The organism is Spirosoma sp. KNUC1025, from assembly GCF_045160025.1.
In the GTDB taxonomy this organism is placed as follows: Bacteria; Bacteroidota; Bacteroidia; order Cytophagales; family Spirosomataceae; genus Spirosoma.
Genome location: NZ_CP087139.1, coordinates 6,707,336 through 6,722,013 on the forward strand (window position 1 = coordinate 6,707,336; position 14,678 = coordinate 6,722,013).

General features: G+C 49.2%; 13 protein-coding genes. 7 read left to right on the plus strand and 6 right to left on the minus strand.

The window, feature by feature from the left end:
• Positions 1 to 183: 183 nt before the first annotated feature.
• A complete protein-coding gene (locus LN737_RS29305) occupies positions 184 to 582 on the plus strand; it encodes a T9SS type A sorting domain-containing protein (RefSeq protein ID WP_405514561.1) in 399 nt (132 codons plus the stop codon).
• 86 nt (positions 583 to 668) lie between these two features.
• On the opposite strand, the gene LN737_RS29310 is transcribed toward LN737_RS29305, so the two are convergent.
• From LN737_RS29310 to LN737_RS29330, 5 genes are all read right to left on the minus strand, one after another.
• Positions 669 to 2,915 carry a carbohydrate binding family 9 domain-containing protein gene (locus tag LN737_RS29310; protein WP_405514563.1) on the minus strand — a complete coding sequence of 749 codons (2,247 nt, stop codon included), beginning with the start codon at positions 2,913 to 2,915 and terminating at the stop codon, positions 669 to 671.
• Between the two features lie 107 nt (positions 2,916 to 3,022).
• Positions 3,023 to 3,769 (minus strand): BBE domain-containing protein, encoded by a 747-nt coding sequence (locus LN737_RS29315; RefSeq protein WP_405514565.1) that lies wholly within the window; start codon positions 3,767 to 3,769, stop codon positions 3,023 to 3,025.
• A complete protein-coding gene (locus tag LN737_RS29320) occupies positions 3,769 to 4,395 on the minus strand; it encodes an FAD-binding oxidoreductase (RefSeq protein ID WP_405514567.1) in 627 nt (208 codons plus the stop codon). Before LN737_RS29320 ends, LN737_RS29315 begins: the two co-directional genes overlap by 1 nt.
• Before the next feature lie 46 nt (positions 4,396 to 4,441).
• On the minus strand, positions 4,442 to 5,245 hold the full coding sequence (locus LN737_RS29325) for an AraC family transcriptional regulator (protein ID WP_405514569.1): 804 nt from the start codon (positions 5,243 to 5,245) through the stop codon (positions 4,442 to 4,444).
• Between the two features lie 163 nt (positions 5,246 to 5,408).
• Entirely contained in the window at positions 5,409 to 6,302 is an 894-nt protein-coding gene (locus LN737_RS29330; RefSeq protein WP_405514571.1) for an AraC family transcriptional regulator, read from the minus strand.
• Between the two features lie 343 nt (positions 6,303 to 6,645).
• Between LN737_RS29330 and LN737_RS29335 the strand changes: the two genes are divergently transcribed.
• The 6 genes from LN737_RS29335 (at position 6,646) to LN737_RS29360 (ending at position 13,665) form a co-directional block, all read left to right on the plus strand.
• Positions 6,646 to 8,133, plus strand: a complete 1,488-nt coding sequence (locus LN737_RS29335) for a S8 family peptidase (protein ID WP_405514573.1) — start codon at positions 6,646 to 6,648, stop codon at positions 8,131 to 8,133.
• Positions 8,134 to 8,149: 16 nt separating this feature from the next.
• Positions 8,150 to 8,446, plus strand: a complete 297-nt coding sequence (locus LN737_RS29340) for a hypothetical protein (protein ID WP_405514575.1) — start codon at positions 8,150 to 8,152, stop codon at positions 8,444 to 8,446.
• A gap of 210 nt (positions 8,447 to 8,656) precedes the next feature.
• Positions 8,657 to 10,303 carry a putative maltokinase gene (locus LN737_RS29345; protein ID WP_405514576.1) on the plus strand — a complete coding sequence of 549 codons (1,647 nt, stop codon included), beginning with the start codon at positions 8,657 to 8,659 and terminating at the stop codon, positions 10,301 to 10,303.
• 20 nt (positions 10,304 to 10,323) lie between these two features.
• Positions 10,324 to 10,668, plus strand: a complete 345-nt coding sequence (locus LN737_RS29350) for a hypothetical protein (protein WP_405514578.1) — start codon at positions 10,324 to 10,326, stop codon at positions 10,666 to 10,668.
• Between the two features lie 86 nt (positions 10,669 to 10,754).
• Positions 10,755 to 12,767 carry a 1,4-alpha-glucan branching protein GlgB gene (gene glgB / locus LN737_RS29355; RefSeq protein ID WP_405514580.1) on the plus strand — a complete coding sequence of 671 codons (2,013 nt, stop codon included), beginning with the start codon at positions 10,755 to 10,757 and terminating at the stop codon, positions 12,765 to 12,767.
• Between the two features lie 139 nt (positions 12,768 to 12,906).
• Positions 12,907 to 13,665, plus strand: a complete 759-nt coding sequence (locus LN737_RS29360; protein ID WP_405514582.1) for a hypothetical protein — start codon at positions 12,907 to 12,909, stop codon at positions 13,663 to 13,665.
• Between the two features lie 41 nt (positions 13,666 to 13,706).
• On the opposite strand, the gene LN737_RS29365 is transcribed toward LN737_RS29360, so the two are convergent.
• Complete coding sequence (locus LN737_RS29365; protein WP_405514584.1) at positions 13,707 to 14,669, minus strand: alpha-E domain-containing protein; 963 nt, start codon at positions 14,667 to 14,669, stop codon at positions 13,707 to 13,709.
• Positions 14,670 to 14,678: the final 9 nt, after the last annotated feature.

The following is a 14,678-nucleotide window of genomic DNA, read 5'->3' on the forward strand; positions in this document are numbered from 1 at the left end:
GACTTCCCCTACTGCAATCCAACAGACCATTTACTCAGCCATCCTTACTTTCCATCCATTTATCCAATCTATTGACCGTTCCAGTAGTTTGCAATGCATAGTACCATCCAGTACCTATATCTTTGACTCAACAATCGGGAATAACCCGACCTGCTTTAGAACAACCATAAACAACATACTACCATGAAAACGCTCATCAAATCGTTCGCTTTAGCCCTCTCACTGAGTTTCGTTGCCTCTATCGCTTCAACCACTGAAGCCAAACCCATTGTTCGCCCAACGTCCGCAGCTACATACAAAACAGGTGTTTATACAACCGTACATGGCCAACTGAATATTGCCCTTGACAAAGAAGTAGGTGGCGCTGTTGATGTTCGCCTGAAAAGTGCCGATGGTCAGGTATTATACAGCAAACATCTCGGAAAAAAAGATCAGACGTACCGTACCCGTTTAAACTTAAGTGATCTGGAAGACGGCGTTTATCAGCTGGAGATTACGAATGGAGTTGAAACCACCACACAGAACATAACCCTTTCTACCACCAAACCTTCAGTACCGAATCGGGTAATTGCCGTCAAATAAATTCCACCATTCATCCCCAACAAAAACCTCACCTGGTCAGACTGGGTGAGGTTTTTGTTGGGCGCGGCTAAAATTTACACAATCCGTCATTTTACGAATGTATAGGAGTATTTGATGATTACCGTACGATCTGTCAGGAGAGGTCTCAATGGTTCAGTTAACCGAGCCCCGGATTGCTCAAAAGTATCGGTACTGGTACCCTGATTAAAAACGATGTAGAGGTCGTTACCCTCGCGGGGGTTGTACCGGAAACGAATATTCGACGAGACCAACTTCGCTACGCTGTTGTATTGAATCAGGGCCTCCGTCGATACTTTCGTATTTAGAGACACCTTCATACGAACCTGGGCAAGGGTAACATCGTACTGTTGAGAACGAGACGGAAACTGAATCCGATTCCATTGCAGAGCGCTACTCAACTCCAGATACCGCGACATCGCCCAAGTCGGTCGAAGGCTCAACGACAAACGGGACCCATCATAAAAACTCCCCGCTTCTACTTCCAGTATGGTATTCAACGGCTTGTTACTTGGCGTGGCAAACAAGCCATACAGGCTCCGAAAAACGTATTGGCCACCCGAAATTCGGGCTATACCGAAAAGTGTCAGCGTATCGGTCACACTCTCGAAAGAGTTTCGAAATTTTAGCTGTACTCTATGGCCTTTCTTATACAAAGCATCCCAGCCAGGAGACACGTCAATCGATTCGGCGGTGCCGTTGCTATTTCGTACAAACACATAGCCGTACAGGCTAATCTGGTGATTCACCAGCGCCGAGTTTTTACCGGGCAACCATCCCCAAAACAGACGGTCGCCAAACCGGGTATAATCCTTCCGGGATTCGAAACCGAGACCAGGATTATAGCTTCGGCCCGCCTGAGAAAGACTCAGATCATAGCCCAACCCGCTTAGAATACGTTTTTCGTAACGCACCTGCCAGCGGGCCGGATCGAAGAACTGGCGAGGCTGCGTTTGGCCTTTGTTCGATGTATGTTCATTGGCAAGCCGGTCGAAAGTTTGTGCCCAGTTGACACTCAGAAAGTTTTGCTTGTATACCCGAAAGATCCCGTCAACACCGTACGCTACGTTGGCATGGCCATCCGTCCCCAGCCGTGAGGTGGTCATGAGACCGATGTAGGAGTTCTGATTCAACACCCGCCGGCGAAACCGAATGACGCTCATGTTTTCAGACGACAGGTTGCCTACGGCTTTCGTTTGCATATCCAGCATACCCACATCCCAGCGACCAACCCGCCCAACCACTCGACCACCGGCTAGAATAGGCACTCGTTGCCCCTCGTTCAGACCAATTTGTCGGCTATAGAATAACTGGTTGACGCCACCAAAACTGAAATTGAAAATACTGGCCCGCTCCTGAAAAAACAGTCGTTTTTCAGGAAAGAACAGGTTGAAACGGGTCAGGTTCACCTGCTGGTCATCGGCTTCAATCTGGGCAAAGTCGGTGTTGATCGTCAGGTCGGCGGTGAGATTGCTGGTGAGTCCAATTTTCATATCCAGCCCAGCATTCCAGGTCGCTGTATGCTGAAGCTGGTAAGCCGTTTGATCGTTATTGAGTTGAGGGACGGAACTTACCCCGCCAAGTACATAAGGCGTTACATAAACGGGTGTTCGGGGCCGTAGATGCTCGAACACAATGGGTTGCATCTGCGAAGCTTTAAACTGGCTGGCAAATCCCCACTGATTCGAAATGAGTGGATAGGTGATGTATTCGTTTTTACGGGCAATCCGGCGGTTCAGGTGCATGCCCATCGTGACACGGCCGTTAACATCCTGATATCGTAGACTCGACAGTGGAATTTTGAACTCGGCAAACCAGCCGTCGGCATTGCGGCTCGTTGCACAATACCAGAATGTATTGTGGCTGGTACCGACCCAGTCGTCGCCCTGCGCGTCGTTCTTATTAGCAGCGTCTATCCGATTTCCGCTTGGGGTGGTGTAAAACGCTAAAGCATTTTCTTTGTCAGCAAACGTATCAAGGGCAATCCCGAACCAATCGGCGGCACCAAAGTCATCGCGTTTGAAGGTTAATTCCTGAATGTTCTTCGCATCGCTGTCGTATAGCCAGCCTGCTACGTACAGAAAGTTATCATCGTAGGCTACCCGAAACTCAGTACGTTCGGTCGGCTCAGCACCTACGGTCGGAATATGCATGGTTACCGGGAACGATGGGATGGCTTTCCAACCCGGCTCGTCGGGGATACCATCCAGCCGAAATTCGCCGTCAAAACGAGGCATTACATACGGTATTTTTCCTGCGCCCACACAGGCGCAGGCAGCACAGACAGTAGCAGGAAAGGATAAAACAGCGGACATTTCATGACGGATCAATTCGTTAAGCGGACAGACAATTGGGCATAGCTTCGCCAGACAGGGTATACTTGCCTGTTACAGATACAGCCGATAAAGAGGTACGGAGTTCGTTAAGCTGGTTTGATATTCTGATTCACCCTGAACAGATTAGCAGGATCATACTTCGACTTGATCGCTACCAATCGGTCATAATTAGGGCCGTAAGTCGCTTTCACGCGGTCTTCACCTTCTTCCATCATGAAGTTAACGTAAGCACCACCGGCCCCATGAGGGTGTAAATCCTGCCAGTAATTTCTGGCCCAGTTTGTAATTAATTCATCATTGACCGCATCGGGGTCAATCCCAACAATGACCATTGCCCAAGTAGCGTTGCGGTAGTTCCAGGCTGTTTCCTGATCACCTACACGGGCAGCAGCCCCATTAACCGGATAGAGGTGCATGGTCGAGAGCATGGTTGGGAGTTGCTTTGCATGCTGGATGTGTATGTCTATGGCTTCATCCGTTAGTTCATCCACAAAATCAGCCTTCCAATACGTATGGATGCCAGGTGGATATAAGGGGTCAAACATACCCTGTAACACCGGAACGGGCAGCGTCCCCACAAGATCGAGGACCGGTGCTTTTACCTGACGTATCGGTCCAAGTAGTTTATCAGCCTCTTCGAGAGGACCACTGTAGCACCACAGAATCCCACACAGTTTCTTCATGTGTAGATGCTCTGGAAACGGGGGACCGGGGGGTACGGTCAGGAAAGCAAACCAGCCATTAATTTCGTCTGGCGCATCTTTTATATACTCCCGATACCACTGCATCATCTCTCGGGCATCATCCAGTTCGTAAAGAATTGGTCCGGCCACTACAGTACTGATCGGGTGCGCATGAAACAGAAAGGACGTAACGACGCCAAAATTTCCCCCTCCCCCCGAATTGCCCAGAATAAATCCTCGTTTTCCCTGGCCGACGCTTTAACAACGCGGCCATCAGCCAATACCATATTGGCTTCCAGTAAATTATCAATGGTTAGTCCGCAATGCCGGGTCAGGTAACCGAGTCCACCACCGAGGGTTAGCCCTGCCACACCCGTTGTTCCGTTTATACCCGTTGGTACCACTAAGCCATACGCATGTGTGGCAGCGTCCAATTCCCGCAACAGGCAACCCCCTTCTACCCAAACAGTCCGCTTATCAGGATCAACCTCAATACGTTTCATACCTGACAGATCAATTACAAGCCCATCATCGCAGACACCCAGACCAGCTCCGTTGTGCCCACCTCCTTTAATGGCAACCAGCAAGGCGTTCTCACGGGCGTAATTAATCATCGTAACAACATCGTCTACTGAGCTACATCGGGCAATCAGAGCCGGATGTTTATCAATCATCCCATTATAAACCTTACGTGCTGTGTGGTATTCAGGGTGCTCAGGCGTAATAAGCGGCCCCTGCAATCGGGATTGCAAGTCCGATGCAACAATCGTTTCCATAATAAAAGGGGTTTAAGAAAAGTACAACAGAATATAAAACAGGGTCTCAATCAGGAATCAACAGCTTTCGATATTGCAGGGGAGACTCACCAAACTGACTCTTAAAAACGCGACTGAAATGTGGTCCGCTCTCGAAGCCGCTCTCCTGAACAATCTCACTAATTGTTTTCTCTGTAGTTTTCAGCAAGGCTTTGGCATGAGCCAGTCGTTTTTGCATAAGCCACTGAGCGGGTGTGGTATGAAAAATACGTTTGAACTCCCGCTTGAACGTAGCTAAACTTTGGTTGGCCAGTTGAGCAAACTCGGCCAGCGACAGATTATACATAAAATTTGTCTCCATGACCGTATACAAATCTGAGCGACTACTTTTCGCCAACTTGCCCAGATAGCCCACGAGGGATTGGTTCCGGGGCTCGGCTAAGAGAGACCGGAACAACGTCTGAAAACGATGCTCCAGGATGTCTTCAGTGGGGGCGGGTTCTTCGTCAAAGCAAGCCAGTAGTTGGTGCGATAATCGTAGAGTTGCTTCGCTGGCCTCCAGTTCGTTAATCTGTCTGAGGGATTGCTCAGGTGCTATTTTCTGTTTTTGAGCCGGCAGGTATTCTTTGATGAACTGCTGTAGATAACTATCCGAAATATAAAAATTCATGGAACGCCAGCCTTCATCCAGATAAAGCTCCTGATTGTAGGCACCTGTCTTCAGAAAATAACAGTGTCCTTCCTCCAGCAATGTCGTTTCATCGGGCCGGTGCATCAGTTTTCGCCCCTCAATGACAAAGCTGAGAATATTGTAGTGCGTAAATACGTCTACCTTCCGTATGACCTGCGGACATTCGTAGTATACGAACATTAAGTCTTTACAAATGAGCTGTTTGTAAAGCTCCGGCTGATAGCGCAAAAATTCATATAAGTTTATCATGGCAGTGGAAGGTCATAACAAGCCACTAGGAAAAGTGATGAAAACAGACACCTCTTTGCGGGTAGTACCGTGAATCCCGATCGCTGGCTTGAACTCAAACAGACAATTGTCGTTCTGGTCGTAATAGACGCTGTTTTCGGTACTGCAGGGGCGAAATGCCGAACTTATTTTTGAAGACCCGACTAAAATGGGAGCCATTCTCAAAGCCACTTTCGAAAACCACATCCCCAATACTTTTTTCTGTTGAGTTGAGCAGGGTTAAGGCGTAGCTGAGCCGCTTCTGAATGAGCCACTGGGCGGGTGTTGAATCAAACATCGTTCTGAACTCCCGTTTGAACGTAGCTAAACTCCGATTGGCAATTTGCGCATACTCATTGAGCGAAAGATGATACATGAAGTTGGCCTCCAGTACTTCATAGAGCGATGTGCGGGGGCGGTCGGTGAGGCTATTCAGGTAGGCCACCAGCGCCTGATTGTCGGGGTTGATGAGCAACGTATAAAAAAACTCTTGGAAACGATTTTCTAACGTAGATTCAGAGGGTGGTACTTCCTGATTAAATAAACCTAGCAGAGTCTGCACAAAGCCAATCGTGGTTTCGTTGGTTGCCAGCTGAATAACGGGTTCCGTTGAATGATGGGCAATAGGCTTTCCCCGATAAAATTGCCGGAAGTTCTGGATGAGCTGCTTCAGATACGTATCGGGTACGTAACAGGTCAGGGCACGTAAGCCTTCTCCCAGGTAGACCTCCTGAATAAAGCCCCCTTTCTTGACAAATTCCAGGCTGCCTTTGGTGAATGTCCAGGTTTTACCTTCCCGGTGAAATCGTTTGCTTCCGCTAACCACAAACGTCAGGTAGCTATGATGCGAAAAGACATCCTCCCGTTGCCGGGATTGCGGGCAATCGTAATAGGCAATGAGCAGCTCATTACAAACGAATTGCCTATACGTCTCGGGCTGGTATTTCAGGAAGTCATATACATTCGTCATGGCCTTGTGCAGAAAGATAATCCGTTGATTAATAAGCCAAAGCTACACATTTGAAACCAGCACATTTTTGCTGTACGGCTCAATTAATTGTCTGTGAAGATCAGATTACGTCTACCTCCGATAGCAACCCTTTGCCAAATCGTCATTTACATTTTCGGGCGAATACAAGCTCTTTCTCGCAGCAGTTCCTGAAAGCCGGAATCGGGTCGTTGGCTGGGGTATTGTTAAATTACTTTTAACCCCAAACATTCCTGATGGCTGCTACGTATAATTGATGCCTGCATGCTCTGCCCGAAACGATAGACTGGCAGAACCATTCAGCTAACTTCTCAACCCAGTTCCTATGGCTAAGCAGACCTATCGGAATTACGTCATTCTACCCAAACAGGGCGTTCGGTTTCCGGATGGAAACCCGATTTCAGAAACGCGGGAGGTATTTTCAAAACTAACCGTGGATACGCATCTGGACGATGTGCTTCAGAATAACCTTTCTGAACAGGCCGTTGTGCTCGATTCCACGTACCAGGGCAGCGCCAAACTCGTCCGGCTGCCCGAATCCGAGCTACCTAGTTTACGGGCTCAATTGCCCGGACTACGTATTGTGCCCGAAGTATTTTATTATACACAGCGCTGGAAGCAGGAAATTCGTGTAAAGGCTCAGTCACTGGCAGGTCAGGCGAAAGTCAGTGTTAAGATTCAGTTGAAAGAAGCTAAAACGGGCAAGCCGGTTGTCGGCGCAACGGTGGTTGCCTTCACCAATTTCGCGCAGCGCGAAGGCGAACAGGCCGAATCCAATGCGCAGGGGGTGGTGCGATTCAAAACTATTGGCAATCGCCTTCTCGACCAGGTATATGTTTACCCCAAAATAGGCTACTGGAGTTTCTGGAAGCAGAAGGTGACACTCAAAAATGGCGATACGTTCAGTATTCAGCCCGTAAAACTGGATTATCTGGATGCTAAGACTTTTTTCTATCCACCAACAGATGCTGGCGAACCAGCTGGTCGTGGTGTGAAGGTTGGCGTCATTGATACGGGTGCAGGCCCACATCCCGACCTGACCATTACGGGCGGTGCCTGTACGGTTACGGGCGATAATCCAGTTGACTTTTCAGATGTTGACGAACACGGCACCCACGTATCAGGCATTATAGCTGCGCACGGTACGCCACCAACCGGTGTTCGTGGCGCAGCCCCCGACGCAGAACTACACGTTTATCGCGTATTTGGTAAGGCAACCGAAGGCGCTTCAAATTTTGCCATTATCAAGGCTATCGAACAGGCAGTAGCCGATGGGTGCGACCTGATCAACATGAGCCTGGGCGGAGGGGATGCAGACGATGCTACGCAGGATGCCATCAGTTTTGCGCATAGCAACGGCACGGTTTGTTTCGTCGCAACCGGCAACGACGGACGCCAGCCGGTCAGCTTTCCGGCCTCATATTCTTTATCGCTCGCTGTAGGCGCTATGGGCCGGAAAGGTACATTCCCGGCAAATACGACCGATGCGCCCAACGTAGCAGCGCCTTATGGCACGGACAAGAAAAATTTCGTGGCTGCGTTTTCAAACATCGGTCCTGAAGTTGATTTTATCGCGCCGGGTGTAGGAATTATCTCCTCGGTACCGGGTGGTTACGCGCCTATGAGCGGTACGTCCATGGCCTGTCCTATGGCTACGGGTGTAGCCGCCCGGCTCTTATCGAACGAACCCGCGATTCTGGAAATGCCCCGTACCGCCGACCGGGCAGAAGCGATTGTACGTTTTCTGGCCGAGCATGTTAAACAGATGGGTTTCGGGCCAACCTTCGAAGGAACCGGAATGTTGTTTGTCTGAAAATTGTTTGCTACCTATGCAGTCAACCGAGAGGAACGTAACGGTTAATAAACTGGTAATCAATAGTATGGCGCAGGATCGATATATACTCAATTTCAAGGGCAGCCTGCCTTTGCCCGACAGCGATATGCAGTTGATCCGCTCGAAAACGAACTTGATTGATGCAAGCCGAAAAACACTGCTGGTGGAGCCTAAAGACGATGCACTGATGTACGAACTGGCTCGTGAGCTGCCCGACTGGACCGTGAAGAAGGAAATCCTTTACACTATTCCCAGCCCAAATCCGACAGTATTGAAACCACCAAAGCCTTAACGGGTAAGATACAGTATCAGGAAAGCCAGTCGCGAATTGAAACGACTGGCTTTCTTTTGTTGACGGAAAGGATCGCCTGCGGCCAACCAGGAGCAGTTGCGATTCCGATTGTCCAGTATATTTTATTGTATATTCAAGAAATTTTTGACTTACAACGTTTTTTGCTTTAGTTAAGGCTTGGCAAAAACTTTCTTATCGGACGCCGTTTTTATGGTCAATACCTTATCGCTGACTTCTCCCACCCGCTGGACGGACGTTGTGACGTATCCTGATTTCTGGACATCGCTGGCTGAAACGCTTTTACCGGCTTATGTCAACACATGCCGCTGGTTTGCGGGAAAAGCCCGGCAACAAACCGGTTTCTCGGTAAAAATGGTGCATACGTTGCCCTTGCGGGACGAAGGCGTAGCCTATCTGCTGATTCTGGGAGTGACCTACACCGAAGGAGCCGCTGAAAGCTACCTGCTGCCTATATCGTTCATTGCGGATAAGACCAAATCCCCCTTTCAGCGAGCCGACATTCCCGAAAAGGGACGTATTGGCGACGTAACGCTGGGCAATCAAATGGGGCTTTTAATTGATGCCATTTACGATGAACGATTCAGAGAGGCTTTGTTTTCAGCTATTTACAACAACGAAACGCTGACCCAATCAGATGGTCAACTGGTATTCCATCGGGGACTGGGCCTGGAAGAAGGCGACGATATGCCTGCATCGCACGTACTTCCGGTCGATTCGAGTAATTCGGCCATGATTTTCGGAGATACGTATTTTCTGAAACTCTACCGGAAACTCTTTCAGGAAACCAATCCGGAAGTCGATATGGTTGCGTTTCTGACCGACGAAAGTCATTTTACCAACATTCCCGCTTTTGGCGGAAGTATTTCCTGGCAGCGTGCCGGTAGCGCCGACGTAACGATTGGCATGATGCAACGGATGGTGCCCAATGATAAGGACTCCTGGATGCAAACCGGCGACTATCTCAATGATTTTCTGTATGGCGTACCAAATCGACTGTTTGCCATTCGGGAAGATGTGTTTGATAAGGTGGAGTTGTTGGGCCGCCGGACAGGTGAGCTGCATTGTGCGCTCTATAAACCCAATGCTGATGCTGCTTTTGCGCCCGAAACATTCACCGATGAGTACCGTCAGTTTTTAATAAAACGGTTTGAAGACCTGCTTGAGCGTCGGTATTCCCTCCTGATCGACAATTACACCAAACTTGATGCACAGGCGCAACGACTGGCCTGGGTGTTTATGGAAGCGAAAGAAATGATCGATACGTTCATTGCTGACTTCCGCACCCGTCCGCTCGAATCGCTCCGCATACGGATTCATGGCGACTATCACCTGGGGCAGGTTCTGGCTACCGACAATGATTTTGTCATCATTGACTTTGAGGGCGAGCCCGAAAGCAGCATCAGCGAACGTAAAATCAAACACTCCCCGCTGAAGGACGTTGCCGGTATGATCCGATCCTATCATTACGCGGTTTCGGCTAAACTGTTCAACTCGTCCGAAACGGAAGGCATCGAGCCCGACCATTTACAGCGGGTTTCCGATCGTTGGTTCTTCCTGATCCGCGATACGTTTCTGGATGCCTATCTGGATGCCTTCGGCACCCCGCATCCACTATTTAAGGACAACAGTGAAATCAACTTCCTGCTGCTGATTTATCTGCTCGAAAAAGCCGTGTATGAGCTGGGTTACGAAATCAGCTACCGGCCTTCCTGGGTAAAAATTCCGCTCAAAGGCATCATCGACGTAGTGCGTGAAATTGAAAAAATACGCCTAAGTGCCGGAAACGTAGTACCCGACGTACCTATGCTACAAACGGGCTTACTTCAACCCAAATAACCGGTGTACCCCAAAGACACATGCTACAACAACTATACGATTCGCTAAAAGACCAGTTGCTGTCCATAGAAGGGATAGCAGCCCGCCCCTATGCAGCCGCAACCGGAAATACGCCTAAGGGTGGCATTGAGGAGTTTTTGCTGAACGGGAAGCATTTTGCCGGATTGCGTCTGACGGACAAATTTCTCATGTTCTACTTATCCCCCTTGTATTGCTTTCCGGAGCTCGATGCCCAATATGCCGACCAGCTAAAGCCAGTCCGGGCGGGGAAAAGCTGCCTGAAAATCGCCAAACCCGAGAAACTGGATCGGTCAGCCATTGACGCCATTCTTAGAAAAGGTTCGGCAAACTGGCCGACAAATTGATTACATCCTTCGTAGGAAGGCTAAGTTTTTTTCTAACTTTCCGGCCCTGATAACGTTCACTACGTATCTATACCCGTTCCAAACCTATGGCAAAACGCAAAGTTGCTACACCCGCAGCCGAACCAGAACAGACGGCTCAGCCTATAGTATCCGATCAACCTGTTACCGAACCGGCTCCTACAGAAGCCCCTCCTCAAGAATCAGGCCCTTACTCTCGATTTACTGATTTCGATATCTATTTATTTCGATCCGGAAAACATCAGCGTCTTTACGAGAAATTTGGCTCTCACGTCGTTACGCATAATGGAGTTGTCGGCACCTACTTTGCCGTATGGGCTCCGTCTGCCCGCTACGTAGCCGTTATGGGCAATTTTAATAACTGGGATAAAGGAACGCATCCGATGAATGTACGCTGGGATTCATCGGGCATCTGGGAAGCGTTTATTCCACATATCGGCTCGGGCGAAACGTATAAATATTTTATTGTTCACGAAGGCGGACGCGAACTGGAAAAAGGCGACCCTTATGCTCACTGGTGGGAACTTCCGCCAAAAACAGCTTCCATCGTACGCGATACGTACTATGAATGGCAGGATCAGGACTGGATGACCAACCGGAAGGCAAAAAACGCGCTGAATGCTCCTTTCTCGGTGTATGAAGTGCATCTATCTTCCTGGCGCCGTGACCCCGGCGACCCCGACCGCGAACTGAGCTATGGCGAAATTGCGGATGCGCTGGTACCTTATGTAGAGGATATGGGATTCACGCACGTTGAGTTCATGCCTGTTATGCAATACCCGTATGCGCCCTCATGGGGCTACCAGATTACGGGGTATTACGCGCCCAGCAGCCGCTTCGGTTCGCCACAGGATTTCATGAAGCTCGTCGAACGACTTCACCAGGCGGGCATCGGCGTCATTCTTGACTGGGTACCTTCACACTTCCCCGGCGATGCACATGGCCTGTATGAGTTCGATGGATCACATCTGTATGAGCACCCCGACATGCGGAAAGGGTACCACCCCGACTGGAAAAGCTATATTTTCAACTACAGTCGGCCGGAAGTCCGTTCGTTTTTGCTCAGTAATGCGATATTCTGGCTCGATCGTTTTCATGTCGACGGCCTACGGGTTGATGCCGTAGCATCGATGCTTTATCTGGATTACTCACGTAACGCTGGCGAGTGGGAACCCAACATATACGGTGGCCGCGAAAATCTGGAAGCGATTTCTCTCCTGAAAGAAATAAACGAAGCCGTTTATAAAGACTTCCCGGACGTACAGACGATTGCCGAAGAATCGACAGCGTTTCCGGGCGTATCCCGACCCGTCTTTACGGGTGGGCTTGGTTTCGGAATGAAGTGGATGATGGGCTGGATGAACGATACGCTACGTTATTTTGAGCGTGATTCGAGCTACCGCAAATACCATCAGGATGAACTGACATTCAGCACGATCTACGCATTTACCGAAAACTTCATGCTGCCCCTTTCGCATGACGAAGTTGTGTATGGAAAGCATTCGCTTGTGTATAAAATGCCGGGCGATGAGTGGCAGCGATTCGCCAACCTAAGGCTACTATTTTCTTACATGTTTACCCACTCTGGCACCAAATTACTATTTATGGGCGGAGAGTTCGGTCAAACATCGGAGTGGAAATTTGACACCAGTTTAGATTGGCACTTACTGGAATTTCCTCCGCATAAAGGGATGGCTGCCTGCGTGAGGGCCCTGAATACGCTGTATAAAACCGAACCGGCCATGCATGAGCGCAGCTTTACGGCCGATGGTTTTGAATGGATTGATACCACCGATCGGGAAAACAGCGTCATTACGTATATCCGCAAAGGAAACCGGCCGGAAGATACCTTGTTGGTTATTCTGAATATGACCCCCGTTCCGCGGCATGGCTACCGTATTGGCGTACCGTCGGCGGGTTCGTACAAGGAGGTTTTCAACAGCGACGCATCTGAATTTTACGGAAGTGGTATCACCAACACCGGCGCCCTGACCAGTGTCGAAGAAACATGGCATGGACGGCCGCAGTCGCTTCAGCTGGATGTGCCGCCCTTAAGTGCTGTAGTACTAAAAATGGTCTGAAGCAGGATTTAAAGGATTTAGACGATTGGCAGGATTTCCCGACGGCTTAATAGGCCTCCGAATCCTGTCAATCATTTAAATCCCTCGAATCCCGGTTCAGACTATATCTTTGTCGGCTACAACAGCCTGATTTGTTTACATGACGAAATACATTGCGGCACTCATTACGTTTGTTTCTCTCCATAGTTTTGGGCAATCGCCCGTCTCGGCACGTCTTAGCAGTGGGGTCGATCTGGGAATGGCCTACACCACCAATAATTACAATCCTTCCATTACGTATTATCAGCTGATCAATACAGGGGAGCAGAAGATCCTGTCGCTCGGCTGGACCGTTCGTCTGGGCGCTTTTTATGGCGACAATCTTAATTATTATACCGCTCCCGCCCGCCTGAGTCGGGGTAAAACAGGCTTTGGCGCATTGGGCGCTCCGCTGATTACAAATAACATCGACACTGTTCGCTACGATTACGTAAGCATGACGTCGGTGAGTTTTGGGGTTCGCGCGCAGCTTAAACTTGGACGTATTGAAGTAGGGGCAAGTGCTGATTTGCTGGGGTTAACGCTGGGAAAATCACGTACCGGACGTTATAAATCGTCGAACGGCATGTTTATAAATACCGATTCAACCTCGGCCTATTTCCAGGGGCCTGCTACCTTTCAGCAATCGCATCCAAGCTATTTCAATGTGCGACTGCTGGGCGATAACGACATCGGAACCCTTTCAACAGAAGTTTACGCCCGTGTTTACCTCAATCAGCGTATTGGCGTGAAACTGGCCTACCAATGGCTCACCACAGAAACCACGGTTAACAACCGGGATATTGTTGCCGATAACAACCGCTTCCGCAACCGGGTAGGCATGCCATATGTGGCGCTTACCATTCCGGTGTTTCAGTAATGATTGACCAATAGAATAGGAGAAAATCAATCATTCAATCATTACACTTCTACCGGCTTCAAGTCAAAATAGGTCTGGAAAATGGTAGCGCCCACTTCATTCGTCCGAAACTGAAAATTATCGAGGTACTGATGCAGCCCGATCTTGAAAATATCAGCCGTTTCCGTAAACTCAATATCAGAACGGAGCCTGGAAAGCGTACGCTCGGCTGAATTGCCGAACCCATTTGTGATGTTGTTACCTGAAATTTCGTAAAGCGATAGCTCTGCCTGACGAATGCAGTGCGCTGCCGCCCGAGGAAACATTTTATCCAGAATCAGAAAGTCGATTATACTCGATGGGGTCAATGAGCGATGCTGCTGACGATGCATATTATACGCACTCACCGACCGTAGTACAGCCGACCAGATCATCAGATCAATTGTAGAACCAACCGCTTCAATTTCGGGTAGCAGCGTAAAATATTTTACGTCCAGGAAACGAGATGTTTTATCGGCCCGCTCCAGAAAACGCCCTAACCGACCAAAATGCCAGGCTTCGTTACGTGTCACTGTCGAGTCGATGATGCCATAAAACAACTGCACACCATTGCGGATGTCCAGAAAAAACTCCTGTGCCTGCACCTGTCCCCACTCCTGCTGGGGCGGTGTGTCGCGCACCATCAGGTAAAACTTATTCAGGTGTTCCCACATTGATTTTGAAATAACCTCACGGATTGTGCGGGCATTTTCACGGGCTTCGCTCAGGCAGGATACAATCGAGTTTGGATTACGCTTGTCGAACGTCATAAAGTGAATGACGTTTTCGCGCGTTGGTTCCTGATAATACTTAAAAAACAGCTTATCATCGGCCGTGGCGATAAGCAGAGGCTCCCACTGTTGGTTTACATTTGGTGGCAAATCGAGTGCCAGGTTAAAATTTACGCTCATAAAGCGGGCATAGTTTTCGGCCCGTTCAATGTAGCGGTGCATCCAGTAAACAGAATTGGCAACGCGGCTCAGCATAGTGTAGAA

What these genes read in the sequence shown, in the direction of transcription:
- LN737_RS29305 (WP_405514561.1), top strand. Translation starts at nt 184, where the DNA reads ATGAAAACGCTCATCAAATCGTTCGCTTTAGCCCTCTCACTGAGTTTC.
- LN737_RS29310 (WP_405514563.1), bottom strand. Translation starts at nt 2,915, where the DNA reads ATGTCCGCTGTTTTATCCTTTCCTGCTACTGTCTGTGCTGCCTGCGCC.
- LN737_RS29320 (WP_405514567.1), bottom strand. Translation starts at nt 4,395, where the DNA reads ATGGAAACGATTGTTGCATCGGACTTGCAATCCCGATTGCAGGGGCCG.
- LN737_RS29325 (WP_405514569.1), bottom strand. Translation starts at nt 5,245, where the DNA reads ATGTTCGTATACTACGAATGTCCGCAGGTCATACGGAAGGTAGACGTA.
- LN737_RS29330 (WP_405514571.1), bottom strand. Translation starts at nt 6,302, where the DNA reads ATGACGAATGTATATGACTTCCTGAAATACCAGCCCGAGACGTATAGG.
- LN737_RS29335 (WP_405514573.1), top strand. Translation starts at nt 6,646, where the DNA reads ATGGCTAAGCAGACCTATCGGAATTACGTCATTCTACCCAAACAGGGC.
- LN737_RS29340 (WP_405514575.1), top strand. Translation starts at nt 8,150, where the DNA reads ATGCAGTCAACCGAGAGGAACGTAACGGTTAATAAACTGGTAATCAAT.
- LN737_RS29345 (WP_405514576.1), top strand. Translation starts at nt 8,657, where the DNA reads ATGGTCAATACCTTATCGCTGACTTCTCCCACCCGCTGGACGGACGTT.
- LN737_RS29350 (WP_405514578.1), top strand. Translation starts at nt 10,324, where the DNA reads ATGCTACAACAACTATACGATTCGCTAAAAGACCAGTTGCTGTCCATA.
- glgB (WP_405514580.1), top strand. Translation starts at nt 10,755, where the DNA reads ATGGCAAAACGCAAAGTTGCTACACCCGCAGCCGAACCAGAACAGACG.
- LN737_RS29360 (WP_405514582.1), top strand. Translation starts at nt 12,907, where the DNA reads ATGACGAAATACATTGCGGCACTCATTACGTTTGTTTCTCTCCATAGT.
- LN737_RS29365 (WP_405514584.1), bottom strand. Translation starts at nt 14,669, where the DNA reads ATGCTGAGCCGCGTTGCCAATTCTGTTTACTGGATGCACCGCTACATT.